The sequence below is a fragment of the Salinarimonas ramus genome (genome assembly GCF_014645695.1).
Classification (GTDB): Bacteria; Pseudomonadota; Alphaproteobacteria; order Rhizobiales; family Beijerinckiaceae; genus Salinarimonas; species Salinarimonas ramus.
Window position 1 is genome coordinate 264081 of record NZ_BMMF01000004.1, and the last position, 21306, is coordinate 285386.

The 21306-nt window shown below is 71.8% G+C and carries 24 protein-coding genes and 1 tRNA gene; 5 read left to right on the top strand and 20 right to left on the bottom strand.

All coding sequences use genetic code 11. The annotated features are described in order from the left end of the window. Positions 1-4: 4 nt before the first annotated feature. Both IEX89_RS08030 and IEX89_RS08035 read left to right on the top strand, forming a co-directional pair. Positions 5-508, top strand: a complete 504-nt coding sequence (locus IEX89_RS08030; RefSeq protein WP_188911487.1) for a DUF3618 domain-containing protein — start codon at positions 5-7, stop codon at positions 506-508. 73 nt (positions 509-581) lie between these two features. Next, positions 582-1463: an RAD23 family protein gene (locus tag IEX89_RS08035; protein WP_188911896.1), complete on the top strand. Its 882-nt coding sequence runs from the start codon at positions 582-584 to the stop codon at positions 1461-1463. A 73-nt stretch (positions 1464-1536) separates the two neighbouring features. Here the strand turns inward: IEX89_RS08035 and hpxZ are convergent, their stop codons facing one another. From hpxZ to IEX89_RS08135, 20 genes are all read right to left on the bottom strand, one after another. Then, positions 1537-1929: an oxalurate catabolism protein HpxZ gene (gene hpxZ, locus IEX89_RS08040; protein WP_188911489.1), complete on the bottom strand. Its 393-nt coding sequence runs from the start codon at positions 1927-1929 to the stop codon at positions 1537-1539. A gap of 13 nt (positions 1930-1942) precedes the next feature. Then, positions 1943-2722, bottom strand: coding sequence for a 5-formyltetrahydrofolate cyclo-ligase (locus IEX89_RS08045; RefSeq protein WP_188911491.1), 780 nt, complete (start codon positions 2720-2722; stop codon positions 1943-1945). Next, a complete protein-coding gene (locus IEX89_RS08050; RefSeq protein WP_188911493.1) occupies positions 2719-4116 on the bottom strand; it encodes an AtzE family amidohydrolase in 1398 nt (465 codons plus the stop codon). Before IEX89_RS08050 ends, IEX89_RS08045 begins: the two co-directional genes overlap by 4 nt. Then, the gene (locus IEX89_RS08055) at positions 4113-4322 is read right to left on the bottom strand and encodes a DUF4089 domain-containing protein (protein ID WP_188911495.1); all 210 of its coding nucleotides are present in this window, start codon (positions 4320-4322) and stop codon (positions 4113-4115) included. The genes IEX89_RS08050 and IEX89_RS08055 overlap by 4 nt, the downstream gene beginning before the upstream one ends. Beyond that, positions 4319-5005, bottom strand: coding sequence for a cysteine hydrolase family protein (locus IEX89_RS08060; protein ID WP_188911497.1), 687 nt, complete (start codon positions 5003-5005; stop codon positions 4319-4321). Before IEX89_RS08060 ends, IEX89_RS08055 begins: the two co-directional genes overlap by 4 nt. Beyond that, positions 5002-6594: an ABC transporter ATP-binding protein gene (locus IEX89_RS08065; protein ID WP_210317597.1), complete on the bottom strand. Its 1593-nt coding sequence runs from the start codon at positions 6592-6594 to the stop codon at positions 5002-5004. Before IEX89_RS08065 ends, IEX89_RS08060 begins: the two co-directional genes overlap by 4 nt. Then, on the bottom strand, positions 6591-7268 hold the full coding sequence (gene biuH, locus IEX89_RS08070) for a biuret amidohydrolase (protein WP_188911499.1): 678 nt from the start codon (positions 7266-7268) through the stop codon (positions 6591-6593). The genes IEX89_RS08065 and biuH overlap by 4 nt, the downstream gene beginning before the upstream one ends. 11 nt (positions 7269-7279) lie before the next feature. After that, positions 7280-8209, bottom strand: a complete 930-nt coding sequence (locus tag IEX89_RS08075; protein ID WP_210317598.1) for an ABC transporter permease — start codon at positions 8207-8209, stop codon at positions 7280-7282. 1 nt (position 8210) lies between these two features. After that, positions 8211-9323, bottom strand: coding sequence for an ABC transporter permease (locus tag IEX89_RS08080; RefSeq protein WP_188911501.1), 1113 nt, complete (start codon positions 9321-9323; stop codon positions 8211-8213). A 107-nt stretch (positions 9324-9430) separates the two neighbouring features. Next, entirely contained in the window at positions 9431-10537 is a 1107-nt protein-coding gene (locus IEX89_RS08085; protein ID WP_188911503.1) for a BMP family ABC transporter substrate-binding protein, read from the bottom strand. A gap of 196 nt (positions 10538-10733) precedes the next feature. Continuing rightward, entirely contained in the window at positions 10734-12068 is a 1335-nt protein-coding gene (locus tag IEX89_RS08090) for an 8-oxoguanine deaminase (RefSeq protein WP_188911505.1), read from the bottom strand. Between the two features lie 83 nt (positions 12069-12151). Continuing rightward, positions 12152-12781, bottom strand: a complete 630-nt coding sequence (locus tag IEX89_RS08095) for a glutathione S-transferase family protein (protein WP_244645187.1) — start codon at positions 12779-12781, stop codon at positions 12152-12154. Further along, positions 12778-13662, bottom strand: coding sequence for an aromatic ring-hydroxylating oxygenase subunit alpha (locus IEX89_RS08100; protein WP_188911507.1), 885 nt, complete (start codon positions 13660-13662; stop codon positions 12778-12780). The genes IEX89_RS08095 and IEX89_RS08100 overlap by 4 nt, the downstream gene beginning before the upstream one ends. Further along, on the bottom strand, positions 13659-14285 hold the full coding sequence (locus tag IEX89_RS08105; RefSeq protein WP_188911508.1) for a Rieske 2Fe-2S domain-containing protein: 627 nt from the start codon (positions 14283-14285) through the stop codon (positions 13659-13661). Before IEX89_RS08105 ends, IEX89_RS08100 begins: the two co-directional genes overlap by 4 nt. A 31-nt stretch (positions 14286-14316) precedes the next feature. Continuing rightward, a complete protein-coding gene (locus IEX89_RS08110) occupies positions 14317-14604 on the bottom strand; it encodes a hypothetical protein (protein WP_188911510.1) in 288 nt (95 codons plus the stop codon). Between the two features lie 26 nt (positions 14605-14630). Then, entirely contained in the window at positions 14631-15755 is a 1125-nt protein-coding gene (gene modC, locus IEX89_RS08115) for a molybdenum ABC transporter ATP-binding protein (RefSeq protein WP_373290564.1), read from the bottom strand. Next, positions 15752-16462, bottom strand: coding sequence for a molybdate ABC transporter permease subunit (modB, locus tag IEX89_RS08120; RefSeq protein ID WP_188911514.1), 711 nt, complete (start codon positions 16460-16462; stop codon positions 15752-15754). The genes modC and modB overlap by 4 nt, the downstream gene beginning before the upstream one ends. 28 nt (positions 16463-16490) lie before the next feature. Beyond that, on the bottom strand, positions 16491-17264 hold the full coding sequence (gene modA / locus IEX89_RS08125; RefSeq protein WP_188911516.1) for a molybdate ABC transporter substrate-binding protein: 774 nt from the start codon (positions 17262-17264) through the stop codon (positions 16491-16493). 67 nt (positions 17265-17331) lie between these two features. Then, positions 17332-17715 carry a winged helix-turn-helix domain-containing protein gene (locus IEX89_RS08130; protein ID WP_188911519.1) on the bottom strand — a complete coding sequence of 128 codons (384 nt, stop codon included), beginning with the start codon at positions 17713-17715 and terminating at the stop codon, positions 17332-17334. Between the two features lie 836 nt (positions 17716-18551). Beyond that, positions 18552-18627: transfer RNA gene (locus IEX89_RS08135), tRNA-Glu, on the bottom strand. A 169-nt stretch (positions 18628-18796) separates the two neighbouring features. Here IEX89_RS08135 and IEX89_RS08140 point away from each other — a divergent pair. Genes IEX89_RS08140 through IEX89_RS08150 form a run of 3 tightly spaced genes read left to right on the top strand, consistent with a single transcriptional unit; the run spans position 18797 to position 21223 of the window. Beyond that, positions 18797-19069 carry a zinc-finger domain-containing protein gene (locus IEX89_RS08140; RefSeq protein WP_188911521.1) on the top strand — a complete coding sequence of 91 codons (273 nt, stop codon included), beginning with the start codon at positions 18797-18799 and terminating at the stop codon, positions 19067-19069. A 1-nt stretch (position 19070) separates the two neighbouring features. Next, positions 19071-20312, top strand: coding sequence for an FAD-dependent oxidoreductase (locus tag IEX89_RS08145; protein ID WP_188911524.1), 1242 nt, complete (start codon positions 19071-19073; stop codon positions 20310-20312). Positions 20313-20365: 53 nt separating this feature from the next. After that, positions 20366-21223 carry a phosphodiesterase gene (locus IEX89_RS08150; protein ID WP_188911526.1) on the top strand — a complete coding sequence of 286 codons (858 nt, stop codon included), beginning with the start codon at positions 20366-20368 and terminating at the stop codon, positions 21221-21223. Positions 21224-21306: the final 83 nt, after the last annotated feature.

Below are 21306 nucleotides of genomic sequence, written 5' to 3' on the forward strand. Positions count from 1 at the left end.
CGAGATGACCAAGATGAACGATCTCGAGCGCGACATCGAGGAGAGCCGCGCTCGTCTCGATCGCACGATCGACAAGCTCCAGGACCGCATGAACGCGTCCGGCGTGGCCGACGACGTGCTGGGGACCGCGCGCCGCTACGGCTACGGCTCCCAGCTCGACCAGGCGGCGGCGGCGATCCGCAACAACCCGATCCCGGTCCTGCTGGTCGCGGCCGGCATCGGCTGGCTGGCGCTGTCGATGACCGACGGTTCCAAGCGCCGCAAGGCGCGCGAGGAGCTGCGCCGAAAGGGGCTGATGGATCGGCCGCCCCGCCGCCACGTCGCGGGCGACCCGACGATCCGCGACACGGACGTCGATCCGCTCTCGCGCGGCCGCACGGTCCCGCCCGACATGGTCCGCACCGAAGGCGCGGCGCCCATCGGCGCGCCCCCGGTCGACCCGATCACGCCCGCGCGTCCCACGCCCTACGAACCGGTGACGGGGACGACGTCGGGAGTGCGCCGCTGAGCGCACGACGCGAACCATTCCGGTCCGCGAACCATTCACGTCGAGGAGAAATCCTCGCGAAAGGAGGCAATCCATGGCCGAGATCAAGAAGGACGAGAAGCCGATCGGCGCTATCGGCGAGACCCGCACGGATCGCCCGGCCCAGCCGGCGACCGCCGCGAGCCCCGTCTCGCCCGTCGCTCCCGGCACGACGCCGGGCATGAGCCCGACGCCGATGCCGGCGACGCCCGGCGCCGCCGCGACCCCGCCCTACACGCCGAGCCCGGCTCCCGCCGCCGGCACCTACGCGCCGCGCCCCACCTACGCGACGCCGCCGGCGGGCGGGCACACGCAGGGCTCGTCGCATTCGACCGACAGCGTGCGTGACCGCGCCAGCCGCGCCTACGAGGAGACGCGTCACCGCGCCTCGGAGGCCGGCGAGCACGGCCGCGAACGCATGGACGAGGCGCGCGCCCGCGGCGAGGGCTATTACGAGGAGGCTCGACGCCGCGGCGGCGAGTACTACGACGAGGCCCGTCGTCGCGGCGAGGGCTACTACGAGCAGGCCCGCCATTACGGCGAGGAATATTACGACAGCGCCGTGGAGTACGGCCGCGAGGCGTACGAGGCAGGCCGCGGGGTGATCCGCGAGAACCCGCTCCTCGTCGGCGTTCTCGGCCTCGCCGCCGGTCTCGCGCTGGGCGCGCTGCTCCCGCGCACGCGTCAGGAGGACCGCTATTACGGCCCCTACGCGGACGACCTGCGTCATCGCGGCTACGACTACGCCCGCGACGCGCAGGAGCGCGGCATGGACTATGCCCGCGACGCGATCCATCGCGGTCGGGACGCGGCGCACCACGCCTTCGCCGACGAGGGCGGCCATCCGGTCCACGAGGACGAGTGGCGCCGCGAGCGCAGCTCGGAAGACGAGGCGGTCCGCCGCACCGGCCCCGGCGGCTATTCCAGCCGCCACTGAGCGGTGACCATGTCGGTGACAGGAGAGGCGGGGCGTCCATCGGGCGCCCCGCTTTTCTTTTCGCCGCGTCGCCTCAGCCCTCGCCGATGACGCTGACGTGGGCGGCGACGACCTTCCAGCCGTCGCGCGTGCGCATCCAGGTCTGCATCTGCCGCCCCACCTTGCCCGGAGCGCTCTCACGGTGGAACAGCGTCGCGGCGACCGCCATGTCCCGGCCGTAGGTCGTGATCTGCGTGCGGGAGAGCGTGCGTGCGAGCCCCGCCGCCGGCCGTGCGAGGCGGAAGGCGCGGATCTCCTCGATGCCGTAGAGGTTCTCGCCCCCGCCGTAGCGGATCGTGCGCGGGTCGGCGAGGAAGAGCGCGTCGAGCGTCTCGACGTCGTTCGTCACGAGCGCCTCCTCGTAGGCCGCGAACACGCCCTCCACTTCCGCCTTCACCTCCGGGATGTCGATGGCGAGGTCGCTCATGCGCAGGCTCCTCTCATGCGGATGCTCCCGTCATGCGATCGCGAAGCGCCGCGAGGAAGGGGATGTCGGCGAGCTGGTCCGGGCGCACGCGATCCCAGTCGACGCCGGCCGGGCGGGGATCGACGTTGCCCGTGACGATCAGCGCGGCTTCCGTTGCGACGTAGTCCAGCGGCGAATCGTGCGCCTCGATGGGCACGTCGCCGTCTGCGACCAGCTGGACGGAATGCACCGTCGTCGCTAGAGGCGTGCGCTCGTCGACGAGGCCGAGCGCGCGGAAGATGCCGGTCTCGAGATCCGCGAAGCCCGCGCCCTTGCCTGTTCGCCCACCGGCGCGGCTCACGGCCACGGAGCCGACGACGCAGAAATCGAGGGGCTCCACCTCCTCGAAACCGATCCGCTCGCCGTGCAGGAGATAGCCCTCCGACGTCGCGGCGAGCTCGAAGGAGACGCCCTTCTCCACGAGCCGCGCGGGGTCGATGCGCAGATAGGGGAAGTCCTTCGTGAGGTAGGGCACCGGCGCGTAGAGGATCTTGCCGTCGTAGAGGGCGCGCAGGCGCACCGGGATCTGCGGCGGGTCGGGATTGCACTTGACCGTGCGCGCCGCCTTCCATTCCGGCGTCTGCGCGAGGCGCCAGGCGGCGACGTCGGCGCCGACGAAATTGGGGATGTGCGAGACGAGCGGGCCGATGTCCACCTCGTTCTCCTCGAGCCGCGCCCAGGCGGCGGCGCGCACCACGTCCTTGTCCGGGTTGCGCCCGGCCCAGCGGCCGATGGCGTTCGCGCTCTCGCTCATGACGTGCCCTCCCCGACGGGCGCCGTCGCGACGCCCGCCTGCTCGAGAGCCGCCGCGAGGCGCAGGGCGACGTCCTCGCGCCAGGGCGGGGCGATGATCTGCACGCCGAGCGGCAGGCGCTCGCCTTCCTCGAAGAGCGGCGCCGCCACGACGGGCAGGCCGACGAAGGAGATCGGCTGCGTGTAGAGCCCGAGATTGGGCCGCACCGGCATCTCGACGCCCTCGAGCACCATCGTCTCCTGGCCGATACGCGGCGCGCGGCAGGGCGTGGCCGGCGCGAGGAGCGCGTCGTAGCGCTGGAACACGCGCACGAAGCGCTCGGCCATCAGCCGCCGCAGCTTGTGCGCCCGCACGCCCCAGGCGCCCGGCAGCATCGCGCCGGCGATCAGGCGCGTGCGCACCGCCGGATCGAAGTCGGGACCGCGCGTGCGCAGGCGCTCGAGATGCAGCGCCGCGCCCTCCTGCATCGTGACGACGTAGGCGGCGGCGCGCGCCGCCTCGATGTCGGCGATTTCGACGCTCTCGCGCGCGCCGAGCGCCTCCGCCGCGCGAGCGACGGCGGCGTATGCCTCCGGCCGGCCGCCGCTGGCGAAATAGCCGCCGAGCACGCCGACGCGAAGGCCGTCCACGCCGCGAGGAAGCGCGGGCAGCGTCGGCTCGACGGGACGGCGGGCGCAGGCCGGGTCGCCCGCGTCGAACCCCTGCATCGCATCGTAGGCCAGCGCGAGGTCCGCGACCGACCGCGCCATCGGCCCCAGATGATCGAGGCTCGCGACGAAGGGGAAGGTCCCCGAGCGCGGCAGGCGGCCGTAGGTGGGCTTGAGGCCGAAGGTCCCGCACAGGGCCGAGGGCACGCGGATCGAGCCGTTCGTGTCGGAGCCGAGCGCCAGCGGCACGAGGCCGGCGGCGACCGCGGTGCCCGATCCGCCCGACGAGCCGCCGGACATGTGGGCCGGGTCGTGCGGATTGCGCGAGGCGCCGTCGTGGACGTTCTCACCGGTGAAGTCGTAGGCGTACTCGCCCATGTTCAAGGCGCCGACGAGCACCGCGCCCGCCGCCTCGAGCCGCGCCACGAGGGTCGCGTCGGCGAGCGCAGGGGAGACGTCGCGGTTGATCTTCGAGCCGGCGCGGGTCGCGAGCCCCTCGACGTCGAAGAGGTTCTTCACCGCGAAGGGCACGCCCGCGAGCAGGCCCGGATCGGCGCCCGCCGCCACCGCCTCGTCGAGCGCCGCAGCCTTCGCGCGGGCGCGCTCCGCCGTGACGTCCGTGAAGGCGCCGAGCGAACGCGTCGCCGCGATCGTCGCGAGCGCGGCCTCGACCACATCGCGCGCCCGCGTCTCGCCGGAGCGGACACGAGCGGCGATGCTGGTCGCAGAGGAGACCTTCGCGATCATGTCACGCCCTCCCCGATCGGAGCTGGCGTGAAGATCGCGGCCGGTTCCTCCGCGTCGGGGATCGCCACGGCCTCGACGAGGGCATAGAGCCGCGCGGCCGTGGCGAGATGGGTTGCGACGCCCGCGCGATCCTCGTCCGCGATCTCGAGGCCGAGGAGCGGGGCGAGCGCGTCGATGACGGCGTTCGGGTCGGCGGGATCGCTCATCGCAGCGCCTCGTCCAGGGTTTCTTGCAGCGCCTCCTGCAGCGCCGAGAACGGCGTCGTCCAGCCGACGATGCCGCCCTGGGCGCGGATCATGGCGAGCGTCGCCGCCTTGAACTCGGGAAAGTAGCTCTCCGTCGCGTCCTCCACGAGGAGGCAGTCGTAGCCGCGATCGTTGGCCTCGCGCATGGAGGTCTGCACGCAGACCTCCGTCGTCACGCCGGCGAAGACGAGATGGGTGATGCCGCGCGCCTGCAGCGTCTCGTGCAGCCCCGTCGCCCAGAACATGCCCTTCCCGGGCTTGTCGACGACGATCTCACCGTCGATCGGCGCGAGGTCGGGGATGATCTGGTTGCCCGGCTCGCCGCGCACCAGCAGGCGCCCCATCGGGCCTACGTCACCGATCTTCAGCGGCGGGTCGCCGCGCAGGCGCTTGGCCGGCGGGCAGTCGGAGAGATCCGGCAGGTGCGCCTCGCGGGTGTGGACGATCGGCCAGCCTTTGGCGCGAAAGAGCGCGATGAGCCGCGCCACCGTGGGCACGATGGCGAGGAGGCGCGTCACGTCGTTGCCGAGCGCCTCGCCGAAGCCACCGGGCTCGACGAAGTCGCGCTGCATGTCGATCACGACGAGCGCGGTGGCGCCGGGCGCCAGCGGATAGGGGTGCGGCTCGGCGGGAACGGGGATCATCGCTGCCCTCCGGCCGCCGCATGACCCGCGCCGTGCCCCGCCATGTGCTTGCCGATCGTGTTGCGATCGGTCTCGCCGACGGGCGCGACGTAGGCGATCTTGCCCTCCGACATCACCGCCACGCGGTCGGCGAGCTCGAGGATCTCGTCGAGGTCCTCGGACACCAGCAGCACCGCCGCACCCCGGTTGCGCGCCTCCAGGATCTGCGAGCGGATCTCGGAGACGGAGGCGAAGTCGAGCCCGAAGCACGGGTTCGCCACGACGAGCACGTCCACGTCGCCGGAGAGCTCCCGGGCGAGGATGGCACGCTGGACGTTGCCGCCCGAGAGATGCTCGATCGGCGTGTCCGGCGAGGGCGTCTTCACGCGGTAGCGCGCGATGAGGTCGCGCGCCTTCTCGCGCATGGGGCCGGGCGAGAGCCACCAGCCGAGGCTCGCGATGGGCGGGCGGTCGAAGGAGCGGAAGGCGATGTTCTCGGCCACCGACATGCGCGGCACGGCGGCGTTCTTCAAGGGCTCCTCGGGCAGGCCGAAGACCTTGTACTTGTGGTAGTTCTCCCGCGTCGGCTCGAAGGGCTCGTCGCGGATGAAGATGCGCCCGTCGGCGAGCGGCCGCTGGCCGGCGAGCGCCTCGACGAGGGCGGACTGCCCGTTGCCCGAGACGCCCGCAATGCCGACGATCTCGCCGCCCTTCACCTTGAGGCTGATCTCGGCGAAGGCGCGCGAGCCGTCCGGGTTGTCCGCAAAGAGGCCGGCGAGCTCGAGCACGGTCCCCTCACCCACCGGCGCGCGGGCGGCGCGCTCGCGGATGGTGGTCTCGCCGATCATGAGGCGCGACATGTCCTCCACGCTCAGCGCGGCCGTCGCCCCGCCGCCGGCGCGCTTGCCGCGGCGCAGCACCGTGACGTCGTCGGCATAGGCGCTCACCTCGCGGAACTTGTGGGTGATCATCAAGACGGTGAACTCGCCGCGCCGCGCCATGGCGCCGAGCAGCCCCAGCACCTCGTCCGCCTCGTCCGGCGTGAGCACCGACGTCGGCTCGTCGAGGATGAGGAAGCGCTGGTCGAGGGCGAGGAGCTTGAGGATCTCGAGCTTCTGCTTCTCGCCCGCGGAGAGGTCGGCCACGGGAATGTCGAGAGGCACCTGGAAGGGCATGCGCGCCATGAACTCGGCGAGCTTCGCCTTCTCCGCCGCCCAGTCGATGACCGACGGCGCGTCCGCGCGCGCGACGACGAGGTTCTCCGCGGCGGTGAGCGAGGGCACCAGCGTGAAGTGCTGGTAGACCATGCCGATGCCCGCACCCTGCGCGTCCCGCGGCGAGCGGATCGCGGTCGCCGTCCCGTCGAGCAGCACATCGCCCCGGTCCTGCCGGTAGAAGCCCATGATGCACTTGACCAGCGTCGACTTGCCCGCGCCGTTCTCGCCGAGCAGCGCGTGGACCGTGCCGGCGGGCACGGCCAGGGAGACGTCGTCCAGCGCGACGAGCCCGCCGAAGACCTTCGTCATGCCCAGCGCCTCGAGCGAGGGCGCGCGGCGCGGAGCCGTCTCGGCGGGCGGGGCCGCGGGAGCGGGGGCGGAGAGCGCCGTCATGCGAGCCCCGCGATCACGGCGTCCGCCGTCGCCACCGCGCCGAAGACGCCGCCCTGCATCGTCACCATCTTGAGTGCGGCCTCGTGATTGCCGCGGTCCGTCGCCCCGCAGCAATCGGCGACGATCAGGCATTCGAGACCGCGATCGTTCGCCTCGCGCATGGTCGTGTGGACGCACACGTCCGTCGTGATGCCGGTGAGGATCAGGTTGCGGATGCCGCGCGCGCGCAGCACGAGCTCGAGGTCGGTGGCGTAGAACGACCCCTTGCCGGGCTTGTCGACGACGATCTCGCCGGGCTCGGGCGCGAGCTCGGGGATGATCTCCCAGCCGGGCTCGCCGCGCACGAGGATGCGCCCGCAGGGGCCCGGATCGCCGATGCCCGCTCCGATGCGCTGCGAGCGCCATCTCTTGTTCGCCGGCAGGTCCGCGAGGTCGGGCCGGTGGCCCTCGCGGGTGTGCACGATCGTGTAGCCCTTCGCGCGCATGGCCGCGAGGACGCGGGAGATCGGCTCGATCGGCGCGCGGGTGAGCGAGAGGTCGTAGCCCATGGCGTCGACGTAGCCGCCGCGCCCGCAGAAATCCGTCTGCATGTCGATGACGACGAGCGCCGTCGTGTCGGGCGAGAGCGAGCCGTCGTAGGGCCAGGGATAGGGATCGGCGTCGACGAGGCGCATGGCGTCCCTCCTCACTTGACGATGGAGAGCTCCCCGGGCGCGTCGCGGCCGGAGAAGCGGGAGCGGGCGGAGGACGCCATGATGAGCAGCGTCAGGATGTAGGGGGCGGCGTTGAAGAAGTAGAAGCCCTGCGTCACGCCGATTGCCTGCATCGCCGGGCCGATGGCGCCGGCGGCGCCGAAGAGCAGCGCCGCCCATACGCAGCGGATCGGGTCCCAGCGCGCGAAGATCACGAGCGCCACCGCCATCAGCCCCTGGCCCGACGAGAGTCCCTCGTTCCACGATCCCGGATAGGACAGCGACAGGAACGACCCGCCGACGCCCGCGAGGAAGCCGCCCGCGGCGGTGGCGAGGAAGCGCACGAGATCGACGGAGACGCCCATCGCCTTCGCCGCCGGCGCGCTGTCGCCCGTCGTGCGCACCACGAGCCCCATCCTTGTGTTGCGGAAGAACCACGACATGCCGACCGCTAGCGCGATGCCGACGAAGAAGAGCGGGTTGATGGCGAGCGCCTGCGCGAGGCTCGGAATGCCGGTCCATTCGCCGAGCGGGATCGCCTCGAGCCGCGGCGCGGAGGGCTGGATGTACGGCTTGCCGAGATAGAAGGCGAGGCCCGTGCCGAAGGCCATCATGGCGATGCCCACCGCGATGTCGTTCACCCGCGGCAGCTTGCAGACGTAGCCGTGGATCGCACCGAGGAAGAGCCCCGACAGCCCCGCCGCGAGCACGCCCGTCCAGGGCGAGCCCGTGTGAAAGGAGATCGCGTAGGCGATCATGGCGCCGAGCACGAGGTTGCCCTCGAGCCCGAGATTGATGCGCCCGGACTTCTCCGTGAGGCATTCGCCGAGCGCCACGAACATGAAGGGCGTCGACACCCGGATGGCGCCGCCGAGCATGGCGACCAGCAGCGTGAAGAGCGCGGTGTCCGCGAAGGCGTCCATCTCAGCGCCCCTCCTCTGCCGGCCGGAAGATCTTGGCGCGTCCGTAGAGCGTCTCGGAGGCGAGCAGCACCACGAAGATGATTCCCTGGAGCACGAGCACGCTCGCGTCCGGCAGGTCCATGCGGCGCTGGACGAGCCCGCCCGCCGCCGCGAGCGCGCCGAACAGGATCGCCACCGGCACCACCGCCAGCGGGTTCTGCCGTGCGAGGAAGGCGACGAGGATGCCCGTGAAGCCGTATCCCGCGACCAGCGCCGCGTTCGCCTGGCCGTGCACGGCGGCGACCTCGAAGAAGCCGGCGAGCCCGGCGCAGGCCCCCGCTATGGCGGCGCACGCCACGATCAGCGTGCCCACCGGCAGCCCCTGCGCGAGCGCCGCGCGCGGATTGCCGCCGGTGAGCCGCGCGGCGAAGCCGAAGGTCGTGCGCGACATCAGCACCCACAAGGCGCCCGCGAGCGCGATGCCGACGAGGAGCCCCCAATGCACGCTCGTGCCGGGAATGTCGCCGATCATCGTCTCGCGTCCGATCGGCAGCGTCGAGGGCCGGTTGGCGGAGCCGGGATCGCGCAGCGCGCCCTCGACGAAGAAGAACATGATCGCGATGGCGATGTAGGTGAGGAGCAGCGACGAGATCGTCTCGTTGACGCCCCGCGCATGCCTGAGCCACCCGGCGAGCGCGGTCCAGAGCCCGCCGGCGATCATCGCGGCGCTCGCCATGATCGCGAGCGTCAGGACGGGCGGCGCGCCGCTCGTCACGAGCGGGATCGCGATCGCGGCCGAGGCGAAGCCGCCGATGACGAGCGCACCCTCCGCGCCGATCATGGTGAGCCCGATCCGCGCGGGGATGGCGAAGGCGAGCCCCGTGAGGATCAGCGGCGCGGCGCGCTGGAGCGTGTTCTGGAAGGAGAACGCCGTCCCGAAGCCGCCGAGCCAGACGAGCTGGAAGAAGGTGATCGGCGAGGCGCCGATCACGAGGAGAAAGAGCGAGAACAGGATCGCGGACGCGATCAGCGCCAGCGCCACGATGCACACGACCTCCGCCGCCGGCCCGAGCCTCGGCCCGGCGGCGCGGGCGCGCGGCGCGGATTTCGGGATTGCGGCGGCGGTTTCGGCCATGGCGGATCCCTCCCGGTGGTGACGCTGTCGCTGGACGTCGACGGAGCCCGCGACGTCTCCCCTCTCCACGAGGGAGAGGGGAGAAGAGGCGGCAGCGCTCGCCGAAATCAGGTGATCGAGCCGACCACGCCGTCGAGCAGGTAGTTCATGCCGTCGAGCTCGGGGTCGTAATTGTCCTTCTCGCCCTCGATCACGAGGTTGCCGGCATTGTCGTTGAGCGGCCCGACGTAGATCGGCTTGCCGGCCTTGAGCCCCTCGATCGCAGCCTCCGCGGCGGCGATGGCCTCCGGGGTCGCACCGGCGCCGAAGGCGGTGTTCTGGACCATGTCGTTGTGGTAGCCGCCCACGACCACGTTCGGCAGCGCCTCGCCCTTGGCGAAGTTGTCCGCGTAGAGGCGGTAGATCGTCTCCCACTTGTACTCGGCGCCGGTGATGAAGCCGTTCGGCGCCAGCGCCGCCTGGGAGGCGTTGTGGCCGCAGCTCTTCACGCCGCGCGCTTCCGCCGTCTCGATCACCACCTTCGGCCCGTCCACGTGGCAGGTGATGACGTCGCAGCCGGCATCGACGAGTGCGTTCGCCGCCTCGGCCTCGCGCACGGGCATGGACCAGTCGCCCGTGAAGATCAGCTGCACGGTGGCGTTCGGGTTCACCGAGCGCGCGCCGAGCAGGACGGAATTGATGTTCGACAGAACGCTCGGGATGGGCTTGGCCGCCACGAAGCCGATCTTGCCCGACGCCGAGGAGAGGCCGGCGGCGACGCCGTTCACGTAGTGCGCCTGGTTCAGGTAGCAGAAGTACGAGCCGAGATTGGCGGGGTGCTTGTCCGCCGACCAGAGCGGCGCGGCGTGGCGGAACTGGACGTCCGGGTACCTCGCCGCGAGATCGACCATGAACGGCTCGAAATAGCCGAAGGACGTGCCGAGGATGACGTTCGCCCCGTCGAGGTTGATCATCGATTCCATCGTCTGCGCGACGGCGTCGGTCTCGGGGACGTTCTCCTCCTCGATGACCGTGACGCCGGGAACGCCCTTGATGATGTCCATGGCCATCGCGTGCGCCTGGTTCCAGCCGAAATCGGCGCGCGGGCCGACATAGACGGAGCCGATGACGACGGAGCCCTGCGCCCGGGCGAGCCCGGCGGGGAGCGTCGCGGCGGCGAGACCGGCGGCGCCGGCCTTGAGCAACGAACGACGTGAGAATTCGATCTTCGGCATGGTTGCGCTCCCCTCGAGACAGGCGGCCGGCGCTCTTCTCCAGCGCCGTGTTCCAGCGAATGTTGCAATGCCCGTGCCAGCGGCGCGCGGCGCGTAACGCCTTGTGAACCATGGGTCCGCGTGACGCACGCCCCGGCGATCGCCTGCGCATCTGCTCAACGATGCAGCAGACGAAGCCTTGTTGTATACAAGATGATCAGGCGAACTTCCGTGCCGCCGCCGAATGCGCCTCGCGCAGGGCGACGAGATCGACGCCCGGCGGGACGCCGTCGACGATGCGCCAGACGCCCGCCACCATGACCCGGTCGGCCCGGTTCGCCCCGCACAGGACGAGCCCGGCGATGGGGTCGTGCGCGCCCGAGAAGCGCAGCTCGTCCATGGTGAACAGTGCGAGATCCGCCTGCTTTCCCGGCGCGATCGTGCCGATGTCCTCGCGCCCGAGGCAGCGTGCGGAGCCCTCCGTCGCCCAGCGCAGCGCGTCGCGATGGGTGACGGCGGACGACGAGCGGTAATGCAGGCGGTTCACCATCACCGCGTGGCGCACCTCCTCCATCAGGTTCGAGGAATCGTTCGAGGCCGAGCCGTCGACGCCGAGCCCGACGGGGCTGCCGGCGGCTTCCAGCTCGCGGGTCTTGCAGAAGCCGGAGGCGAGCGTCGCGTTGGAGGTCGGGCAATGGCACACGCCCACGCCGGCGCGGCCGAGCCGCTCGCACTCCTCGCAGGTGAAGTGCACGCCGTGGGCGAGCCAGGTGCGCTTGCCCATCCAGCCGGCCTCCTCCAGCCAGTCGAGGGGGCGCATGCCGAAGCGCTCGAGGCAATATTCCTCCTCGTCCACGGTCTCGGCGAGATGCGTGTGCAGCCGGCAATCGAAGCGCTCGGCGAGCTGCGCGGACTTGCGCATCAAGGAGAGGCCCACGACGAAGGGCGCGCAGGGCGCGAGCGCGATCTGCGTCATCGCCCCGTCCGAGGTGTCGTGGTAGCGGTTCAGCAGGCGCTCGGAATCGGCGAGGATCGTGTCCTCGTCCTGCACGCAATGGTCGGGGGGCGCCGCGCCGTCCTTGACGCTCAGCGTCAGCGATCCGCGCGCCATCACGGCGCGAATGCCGAGCGCGCGCGCCTCCTCGACCTCGATGTCGATGGCGTCCTCGAGACCCTGCGCGAACAGGTAATGGTGGTCCATCGCCGTGGTGCAGCCCGACATCAGGAGCTCGGTGAGCGCGAGCCTGACGCCGAGCCGGAACATGTCCGGGTCGATGCGCCCCCAAATCGGGTAGAGGCTCTGCAGCCAGGGGAAGAGCTCCTTGTCGATGCCCTGCGGGTGCGCCCGCGCGAGCGTCTGGAAGAAGTGGTGGTGCGTGTTGATCAGCCCCGGCAGCACCACGTGCCGCGAGGCGTCGAAGCGCTCGTCCACCGGCGTCGACGGCGCCCCTCCCGCGGGCACGAGCTCGACGATCCGCGAGCCCTCCACGACGATCCCCCCGCCGGCCCCCTCCGCCAGGATGGCGAGGGGGTTCTCGATCCAAAGCCGCATGGTACGCTCCCGCTGTCGATTACGGGACGCAGCGCAGCAAGTCTCGCGCCAGACGCGGCGGTGGGGGATCGGCGGGCGACGCCTCAGAGGAATTCCGGCACGCCCGGCATCGTCGTGAAGCCGGGCAGCGCACGCACGCGTCGCGTCCACAGCCGCGTCTTGGGCAGGAGCGCGAGGTCCTCGCCCCAATCGACGGCGAGCGCCGCGGCCGGGAAGGCCGCGAGGTCGGCGATGGTGGGCTCCTCGCCTGCGAGAAACGCCTCGCCCGCGAGCGCCCGACGAGCGAGCAGGCTCTCCAGCACGCGCAAGGCCGCCCGCGCCTCCGCCAAAGGATCGGCGATCCGCGAAGGCGTCTCGAACAAGGCCGCGTCCCGCGCCGCGTCGCAGGCGCGCAGCGATCCCAGGGCGAAGAGCAGGCGATCGAGGCAGCGCGCGCGCCGCGCAGGCTCGCGCGGCAGCCAGGTGCCGGCAGGGTCGTGCCGCTCGGCGAGGTGGATCAGGATCGCGCCGATCTCGCTGAGCACGAGATCCCCCTCGACGAGGACCGGCATCGCGCCGGTCGGCGAGAGGGCGCGGAAGGCGGGCGTGTCCGTCTCGCGGCCCGGCACCACGTCCACCGGCACCTTCGTGTACGGCAAGTCGAGCATGCCGAGCGCGAGGCGCGCGCGATAGGCGTCGGCCGAGAGCTCCCAATCGTGGAGGACGAGGCTCACGGCACGCCCTCCGCTTCACCGTGCCCGGCCAGACCTTCCACCGTGCCGTACCGCACGCCCTTCTCCTTCAGCCATCTGCGATAGGCCACCGACGACATGTCGGCGCGCGTCGGCGTCTCGGCATTGGGCGCGAGCGGCAGGAGGCGCGGGCGCTGGTTCTCCAGCACGATGCGGTCCTGCAGGAAGATCGTCTGCTGGAAATGCACGATCGCCGTCTCGCTGCTCGCCTCGTCGAGGACGAGCACGAAGGCGTAGGCGTAGGAGAGATCCGGCTCGGCCGGTCGGATCAGGAGGCCGATGACGTCGAAGCGCGAAGGGTCGGCGGGGCAGGTCTTGTAGAGCATCACCGCGAAGGGGCCAGCCACGCGGTAGAGATACTCGCTCATCTGCCCCTCGGCGGAGGAGGCCGCCGCCCGCGGCTGCCAGAAGCGGCAATTCGTGGCCCAGACCTCGTCGACGTCCCGGCGGATCTCGATGTCGTAGCGCGGCACCTCGGGGCGCTCCTCGACGCCGAGCAGGTCCGTGTGGACGAAGGGGAAATGCGCCATGTCGAGGAAGTTCTCCACGAGCCGCAGCCCCGAGGCCCGCACCCGCACCGCCCCGCAGGTGGCGAGCCGCCGGTCGTCCTCGGCGAATTCCGCGATGTCGAAGAGCGGGGCAGCGGGCGTGCCGAGGCAGGCGAAGACGTGTCCGTAGGCCTCCCGGGTCGCGACTGCCTCGCCGTCCAAGAGCCGCGCAGAGACCGTGCCGGCGGCATTCCGGGCGACCTCGACGTCGCGCGAGAGGAGGCGAAGGCGCGTGGCCGCTCCGGGTGCGAGGTCGGCGCTGCGGCAGAGCACGTGCCAGGCGTCACGGACCGCCGGCTCGAGGTCGCGGGTCATGCGGGCGCTCCTTCTCGCTCGATACGCATCCGCAGAGCCTCCGCCGCATCGAGCGCCGCGAGCGGCGAGGCGTCCGCGCCCCGCAGGAGGACGTGGAGCGACGAACGGCGCGCATCCACCGGCTGGATCGCGAGGAGGAGCGCGAACCCGGCCTCTTCCTTCTCGACGAGGCGCTCCTCTCCCGCACCGAGCGCGGCCGAGACCACGTCCGCCGGCAGATCGATGGCCAGCGTCGCGAGCGGGCGCACGTCCGCGGGCGTCTCCGGCGGCGGATCGTCGGGTCCGTCGCCGAGCGCCGCCCAGACGAGCCCGCCCGCCTCGCGCACGGCGAAACGCGGCACGACGAGGCTCTTCGGCGGCGTCAGCTCCGGATGGGCGGGGATCGCCCGGCAGCCGCCGTCCGCGCCCCAGCGCCAGCCGTGATAGAGGCACACGAGCGCATCGCCCCGCACGAAGCCGAAGGAGAGGCGCATGCCGCGATGCGGGCAGCGATCCTCGAACAGTCGAAGGACGCCCTCGCCCGTGCGCCAGGCGACGAGCTCGCGCCCGTCGAGGATCACCGGCGCCGCGATGCCTGCGGGCAGATCCTGCGACAGGCCGATCGGACACCATCCACCCCGCACGGCCCTCTCCCCGCGTCGACACGTCCCGCGGTCAGGCAAGCGCCGTGCCGAGTGTCGCGTCCTCTGACACGCAGCTCTCCACCAGGCTGCGCGCCGGCCCGAGCAGGCAGGCCACCTCCAGCATGTCGACGAGCGCCGCCGGACCGCGCGCGACGATCGTCGCCTCCCGCGCGCCCGGCTCCACGCGCACGCCGCCCGCGAGCCCGTAGCGAAAGAGCCGCTCCTCGGCGAAGGCGCGGTAGCCCTCGTCGAGCGCCCGTCCGGCGAGGCGCAGGCGGACCTCCACGTGATCGTCGTCGGCGGGCGGGTCGGCGGACATCGAACGAGCCTAGCACCGCGCCTGCGTCAGGCAAGCGGATCGCCGTTCGCCGATCGAGGTGCGGCGTCGCCCGCGCCGACATCCGCGGCGGCGATCGCCACCGTCTTGAGCACGGCGAAGGCCCGCACACCCGGCGCCAGCGCCAGCGCCGCGACGGAGCGGCGGGTGATGCGCGCCAGCACGCGCCCCGCCGCCGTGTCGAGCGCGACCAGCGCGCCGGGCCCCTCCCCCGTGCGCACCTCGGCGACGACGCCTTCGATAATGTTGAGCGCCGAGAGCCCCTCCGGCCGGGTGCGGGCGAGAAGGACGTCGTTGGCCGCGACCCGCACCCGCACGGCCGCGCCCGGCGGCCGGGCGAGGCGCGGCAGGAGGAGCGTCTCGCCGCCGGCGTCGAGCTCGGTCAGGCCGTCCTCGTGATGGCGCGCGACACGCGCCGCGAGGATCGCCCCCGCCTCCCGCGCGCCCGTCGGCGTCACCGCCGGATCGCCCATCACCTCCGCGGCCGAGCCTTTGCGCACCACGTGCCCGCGCTCCAGGACGACGACCGTGGTGGCGAGCCGCGCCACTTCCGAGGCCGAATGGCTGACGTAGACGATCGGGATCGCCGTCTCGTCGCGCAGACGCTCGAGATAGGGCAGGATCTCCGCCTTGCGCGCGTCGTCGAGGGAGGCGAGCGGCTCGTCGGCGAGGATCAGCCGCGGCGCGCAGAGCAGCGCGCGGCCGATGGCGACGCGCTGCTTCTCGCCCCCCGACAACGCACTCGGGCGACGCTCGAGCAGATGCCCGATGCCGAGGAGGTCCACCACCCGCCCGAGATCCTCCCGCGGCGCGTCCTTCGGCGCGAACCAGGCGCCGTAGCGCAGGTTCTGGCGCACGGTGAGATGCGGGAAGAGGCGCCCCTCCTGGAAGACGTAGCCGATCCGGCGGCGATGCGGGGGCAGCGCGATGCCTTTCTGTGTATCGAGCAGCACCGCGTCCGCCGTGGAGATGCGCCCCGCATCGGGGCGCAGGAGGCCCGAGATCGCGTTGACGATGGTCGTCTTGCCCGATCCCGAGCGGCCGAACAGCACGGTGATCCCCGGCGGCGCCGCGAAGGCGACGTCGAGGGTGAAGCCCTCGAAGCGGTGGGCGAGCGCGATCTCGAGCATCAGCGCCCTCCGACGCGCTCGGCGACGCGCCGGCCGAGCACCTCCGACAAGAGCAGCGCCCCCATGGCGACGACGATCGACACGATCACGAGCCGCAGAGCCGCACCCTCGCCGCCCGGCACCTGCAGGAAGGCGTAGATGGCCGACGGGATCGTGCGCGTCTCCCCGGGAATGTTCGAGACGAAGGTGATCGTCGCGCCGAACTCGCCCATCGCCTTGGCGAAGGCGAGGATCGCGCCGACCACGATGCCCGGCAGGACGAGCGGCAGCGTCACGGTGAGAAAGACCCAAGCCGGCGAAGCGCCCAGCGTCGCGCTCGCCTCTTCGAGCTTCGGGTCGATCGCCTCGATGGAGAGCCGGATCGCGCGTACCATCAGCGGAAACGCCATGATCCCCGCCGCCAGCGCCGCGCCGGTCCAGCGGAAGGCGAAGACGATGCCGACCTCCGCGAGCACGCTGCCCACTGGTCCGCGCGTGCCGAAGGTCAGGAGCAGGATGTAGCCCGTCACCACCGGCGGCAGGATCAGCGGCAGGTGGACGAGCCCGTTGAGGATCTGCTTGCCGGGAAAGCTCCAGCGCGCCAGCGCGTAGGCGGTGAGCACGCCGAGCGGCAGGCTCACCAGCGTCGCCCAGAACGACACCTGGAGGGAGAGCGCGACCGCGCGCCATTCGTCGGGGCCGAGCCAATCCCGAAGGCCGAGCCAGTCCATCCCCCCTCCCCTCGGACGCGCACGCGCCTCACTCGCCCAGAACGACGAAGCCCTGCCGCTCGAACGCCTCGCGCGCCGGCGGCGTGCGCAGGTATGCCAGGAAGTCGGCCGTCGCCGCCCCGTCGCGCCCCGCGATCGCGGCGGCAGGATAGACGATCGGCGGGTGGCTGTCGGATGGGAATGTGCCGATCACCGTCACGTCGTCCTCCGCCGCGGCGTCCGTGGCGTAGACGATGCCGTAGGGCGCCTCGCCCGCGGCGACGAGGGCGAGCGCGGCGCGCACGTTGTCGGCCTGCGCCACGAGCGGCTCCACCGACGCCCACAGGCCGAGACTCTCGAGCGCCGCCTTGCCGTAGATGCCCGCCGGCACCGCCTCGACGAGCGCCATGGCGAGGCGCCCGTCCCCGAGCATCCCCGCGAGATCGAGGCCCGGTCCGATCTCCACGGGCTCGCCGTCCCGTCCGTGCGCCACGAGCACGATCGCATTGCCGAGGAGATCCACCCGCGTCCCGGGCTCGATCAGGCCTTCCGCCTCCAGCACGTCCATCCAGTCCGGGCTCGCGGAGACGAACACGTCCGCCGGCGCGCCCTGCTGGATCTGCCGCGCCAGGGCCGACGATCCCGCGAGCGACACGACGAGGTCGTGCCCTGTCTCCTCCTCGAAGCCCGCCTCGATCTCGGCGAGCGCGTTGGTGAGGCTCGCCGCCGCGAAGACCGTGACGGTCTGCGCGCGGGCGGGCGAGGCGGTCGTCGCCACGACGAGCGCGAGGAGCGCGGCGGCGGAGAGGGGCGTGCGCGGCATGGTGGATGTCCCCGGGTCGGTTATGTTCGGCAAAACATATCGCAAGCGCGGCCGTGCGCGGCAAGCGCTATTTTCCGCCGGACATATCGGCGAGCATCTCCCGCAATGCGGCGATGGGCTCCTCCCCCGCCGATGCCGTGATCTCCTCGAGCCTGCGATAGTGCGTGAGCACGGCCTCCCCCGCCGCGGTGAGCCGCGCCCCGCCGCCCTGCGCCCCGCCGCGCGCGGACGAGACCAGCGGCTCGCGGAAGACGCGGTTCATCTCCTCGACCAGCGACCACGCCCGCTTGTAGCTCATCCCCATCCCCCGCCCGGCGGCCGCGATGGACCCGCTCGCCCGGATCCCCTCCAGGAGATCAACCTTGCCGGGCCCCAGCATGGCCTCGTCCCCGAAGACGATGCGGATGCGCAGGCTGGGGGAGGCGGCGGGGTCGGCGGGAGGTGGTGGCATGGGGGATGTATGGCAGGTGGGGCGGGCGGGGGGCAAGGTGGGGAGGGCCTTGCACTCGCGTAAGGTCAGGGGAACGGTGCCCGGATAAGCTGCGCCTGCTGAGAGCCCGCTCGGCACTGTATCATCGCCTCACAAGATGCTTGCCGGATGCAGACCTACAGCCGGCGAAGGAGTCGTGCAGCCTGCGCGACCGTCAGCCTGCGGGATCGGTGCACAACGGGAAGACGCGGGAGAGGCGGAATAGCCGTCCCCGTGAGTTGGAGACGACGCTGAAGAAGCGCTAGTAGGTCCCGCGCTGCCTCGTGAAGACGTTCAGGCGGTAGGACGCGGGCGCGACCGGTGCGCAGGTATCGTGTCTCCAGTTGCCGATCACCGGCACCCTCACTGTCGCGCACCCGCTTTATACGTTTCGTGACCAGCATTCCGCGAGTCTCGGCCTCATCAATGAGCCTGACTAGATCGTGTCCATACGGCCGTTTGCTGAGCTCATTGTCCGACATGCCCGTCGTTCGGAGATACGCCTTCACGAACAACTCAATGGCTTGGCGGTAGAGGAATCGGACAGGTGTCTCGTAATGCCCGCCTTGGGGGCGGTCCTTCGCTGTGTACAGCACGGCGGCGTCGAAAAGGTACGCATGCGCCAGATTAAACCAGCCGAGCGGTGTTTCATCTTTCATTATTTCGCCCGGCAAGCGCGCACCACCGACAATCTCCCACGACCTCTCATCGATTGAATGCCGACGTGGGGACAGGTCTGAGATATTCTAGGGGACACTCCTGTCGAGCGCCAATCGCAAAACGATGAACAGGTGGGGTATCTTTGATCAGAGGAAGCTTGGCGCGCCCTACGGGACTCGAACCCGTGTTTTCGCCGTGAAAGGGCGACGTCCTAGACCGCTAGACGAAGGGCGCGGGCCGGCGGGCGCGGGGCCTGCGGCAGGGGTCTGCATAATGGGGTTCGCGCCGGGCCGCAAGAGGGACTTCGAGCGGCCTTTGCCGGCAGCCGCGCATTCGCTCTGGCCTCGCGCGTCGCGGCGCACTATGGTCCGCCCGCTCGAGACGACAGGATCACGGACACGAGATGGCCGAGAAGACGACACCCCACTTCGCCAACGACGCGGGCGTTCCCGTCATCGAGATCGGGGCGAAGGAATTCATGTGCATCGGCGCGCGCCCGCCCTTCGACCATCCCCACGAATTCCTGGACATGGGGGCCGAGGCCGAGATCATCTGCCCCTATTGCTCGACGCTCTACCGTTACAAGGCGACGCTGAAGCCGACGCAGTCCGAGCCCGCCGAGTGCCTGTGGACCGGCGGCGCGCTCGACATCGCCGATAGCGGCCGCGCGCGCTGACATGACGAAGGCGTCGGTCGCCGTGGTCGGCGCCGGCATCGCAGGCCTCGCCGCCGCCCTCGCGCTGTCGCGCGCGGGCCATCCGGTGACGCTCGTCGAGCGCCGGACCGGCTTCTCCGAGGTCGGCGCGGGCCTGCAGCTCTCGCCGAACGCGAGCCGCATCCTCCTCGATCTGGGCCTCGGCGCCGCCCTCGCGCGGCGGGTCACGGCGCCCGAGCGGGTGGTGATTCGCGACATGGCGCGCGGGCGCACGCTCGCCGAGATGCCGCTCGCTCCGGCGATGGAGAAGCGCTTCGGCGCGCCCTATTGGGTGATTCACCGCGCCGACCTGCAGACGATCCTGCTCGACGCCGTGCGCGCGCGCCCGGACGTGCGCCTCGTCATGGGCCGCGCCGTGGACGAGGTCGCCCTCGCGCAAGACGGCGTGCGCCTCTCGCTCGCCCGCGAGAACGGCGCGCGCGAGACGCTCGCCGCCGATATCGGCATCGGCGCCGACGGCGTCTGGTCGAAGACGCGCCGGGCGGTGGAGGGGCGCTCAGGCGACGTGCCGGCGCGCTATCAGGGCTACGTCGCCTGGCGCGCCACCCTGCCCCGCACGCGGGCGCCGGCGCCGCTCGCGGGGGACGAGACGGGGCTGTGGCTCGGCCGGCGCGCGCACGTGGTGCACTACCCGATCGCCGGCGGCGCGCTCGTCAACATCGTGTGCATCGTGCAGCGCCCCGAGCCCGTCGACGGCTGGGCGACGCCCGGCGAGGCGCGCGCGCTCCTCGCGGCGCTGCCCGGTCTCGCGCCCGACCTGCGCGCGCTCCTCGACGCGGCCGGGGGCTGGCTGCTCTGGTCGCTGCACGACCGCTCCGCCGCGCGCATGGCGCGGGGCCGGTTCGCGCTCGTGGGCGACGCCGCCCATCCCGTCCTGCCCTTCCTCGCGCAGGGCGCGGCCCTCGCCGTCGAGGACGCGGCCTGCCTCGCGCGTAGGCTCGCATCTGCGCAAGAGATGGGCCCGCAGGCGGCGCGCTCCGCGAGCCCCGGCGGAGAGGACGCGATCGCGAGCGCCCTCACCGCCTATGCCGCCGCGCGCGTTCCGCGGGCGCTGCGCGTGCAGAAGGCGGCCCGCTCGAACGGTCGGGTGTATCACGCGGGCGGTCCGATGGCGCTCGGGCGCGATCTCGTGCTGCGGAGCATGGGCGCGGGCGGCATGGCGGAGCGCTATGCCTGGCTGTATGGCTGGAGCGACGAGGCGTGACTGGCAAGCTTCTTGCTGCCTCCGACGCGACAGAAGCGCCGCGCCAGGATCCGATGCTCATAGCCCACCTCAGCGACCTCCACGTCCCTGCCACGGGCGAGCCCGTGCCCGGGGCCGCGGACGTCAATGCTGCACTGCACAAGGCTTTCGCGGCCCTGCAGGCGCTCAGCCCCCGCCCCGATCTCGTGATCGTCTCCGGCGACGTCGCCGATGCGGGGCGCCCGCGCGCCTACGGACGCGCCGCCGAGATGCTGCGTGTGCTCAAGCGACCGATAGTTGCCGTGCCCGGGAATCACGACGATCCTGCGGGATTCGCTTGCTTCATGCACGAGATCGGCGGGGAAAGCCGCATTCCCGCGCCGGAGCTGTGCAGCGTGCGCGACTTCGCGGCGCTGCGGGTGATCGGGCTCTCCTCGAAGATCCCGCTCACCAGCGCCGGCGGCCTCGACGACGCGCAGCTCGATTGGCTCGACGCGACGCTGACGGAGGCGCCCGCGCGCCCCACACTCCTCGTCGTGCACCATCCGCCCTTCCGCTGCGGCGTCGGCTACATGGACCGCATTCGTCTCGTCGACGGGGCAGTGCGGCTCGAATGCATCGTCGCCGCTCATCCGCAGGTGCTGGCCGTCCTGTGCGGGCATCATCACCGCGCGATGGAGACGCAGTTCGGCGGGCGCCCCTGCTGGGTCGCGCCCTCCCTCGCCTATGCCGTGAGCCTCGATCTGCGCCCCGGCGGCGAGGGCGGCTTCTCCCGCGAGCCCGCCTCCTATCGCCTGCTGCATTACGACGGCCGCCGGCTCGTCTCGCATCTCGCCTATGTCGAGGGCACGGGCGCCGCCCGCCCCTTCCGCCGGCACGACCCGGCGGAGGCGGACGTGCCCGCGATCGCGCTCGCGTCCAGCGACGCGTGATCGGCACCCGCTGCTCGCCCCCCGAAACGTAGAACGGGCGGAGGGTCTCCCCTCCGCCCGCCCGATCCGTACGACGGGTCTCG

Excerpts from the sequence above, each read along its gene's own strand:
- biuH (WP_188911499.1), bottom strand. The coding sequence starts at position 7,268 with ATGCGCCTCGTCGACGCCGATCCCTATCCCTGGCCCTACGACGGCTCG.
- IEX89_RS08035 (WP_188911896.1), top strand. The coding sequence starts at position 582 with ATGGCCGAGATCAAGAAGGACGAGAAGCCGATCGGCGCTATCGGCGAG.
- IEX89_RS08060 (WP_188911497.1), bottom strand. The coding sequence starts at position 5,005 with ATGATCCCCGTTCCCGCCGAGCCGCACCCCTATCCGCTGGCGCCCGGC.
- IEX89_RS08050 (WP_188911493.1), bottom strand. The coding sequence starts at position 4,116 with ATGATCGCGAAGGTCTCCTCTGCGACCAGCATCGCCGCTCGTGTCCGC.
- IEX89_RS08075 (WP_210317598.1), bottom strand. The coding sequence starts at position 8,209 with ATGGACGCCTTCGCGGACACCGCGCTCTTCACGCTGCTGGTCGCCATG.
- IEX89_RS08045 (WP_188911491.1), bottom strand. The coding sequence starts at position 2,722 with ATGAGCGAGAGCGCGAACGCCATCGGCCGCTGGGCCGGGCGCAACCCG.
- IEX89_RS08090 (WP_188911505.1), bottom strand. The coding sequence starts at position 12,068 with ATGCGGCTTTGGATCGAGAACCCCCTCGCCATCCTGGCGGAGGGGGCC.
- IEX89_RS08055 (WP_188911495.1), bottom strand. The coding sequence starts at position 4,322 with ATGAGCGATCCCGCCGACCCGAACGCCGTCATCGACGCGCTCGCCCCG.
- IEX89_RS08145 (WP_188911524.1), top strand. The coding sequence starts at position 19,071 with ATGACGAAGGCGTCGGTCGCCGTGGTCGGCGCCGGCATCGCAGGCCTC.
- IEX89_RS08085 (WP_188911503.1), bottom strand. The coding sequence starts at position 10,537 with ATGCCGAAGATCGAATTCTCACGTCGTTCGTTGCTCAAGGCCGGCGCC.
- modA (WP_188911516.1), bottom strand. The coding sequence starts at position 17,264 with ATGCCGCGCACGCCCCTCTCCGCCGCCGCGCTCCTCGCGCTCGTCGTG.
- IEX89_RS08065 (WP_210317597.1), bottom strand. The coding sequence starts at position 6,594 with ATGACGGCGCTCTCCGCCCCCGCTCCCGCGGCCCCGCCCGCCGAGACG.
- modB (WP_188911514.1), bottom strand. The coding sequence starts at position 16,462 with ATGGACTGGCTCGGCCTTCGGGATTGGCTCGGCCCCGACGAATGGCGC.
- IEX89_RS08140 (WP_188911521.1), top strand. The coding sequence starts at position 18,797 with ATGGCCGAGAAGACGACACCCCACTTCGCCAACGACGCGGGCGTTCCC.
- IEX89_RS08100 (WP_188911507.1), bottom strand. The coding sequence starts at position 13,662 with ATGACCCGCGACCTCGAGCCGGCGGTCCGTGACGCCTGGCACGTGCTC.
- IEX89_RS08030 (WP_188911487.1), top strand. The coding sequence starts at position 5 with ATGACCAAGATGAACGATCTCGAGCGCGACATCGAGGAGAGCCGCGCT.
- IEX89_RS08150 (WP_188911526.1), top strand. The coding sequence starts at position 20,366 with ATGCTCATAGCCCACCTCAGCGACCTCCACGTCCCTGCCACGGGCGAG.
- IEX89_RS08130 (WP_188911519.1), bottom strand. The coding sequence starts at position 17,715 with ATGCCACCACCTCCCGCCGACCCCGCCGCCTCCCCCAGCCTGCGCATC.
- IEX89_RS08080 (WP_188911501.1), bottom strand. The coding sequence starts at position 9,323 with ATGGCCGAAACCGCCGCCGCAATCCCGAAATCCGCGCCGCGCGCCCGC.
- IEX89_RS08110 (WP_188911510.1), bottom strand. The coding sequence starts at position 14,604 with ATGTCCGCCGACCCGCCCGCCGACGACGATCACGTGGAGGTCCGCCTG.
- hpxZ (WP_188911489.1), bottom strand. The coding sequence starts at position 1,929 with ATGAGCGACCTCGCCATCGACATCCCGGAGGTGAAGGCGGAAGTGGAG.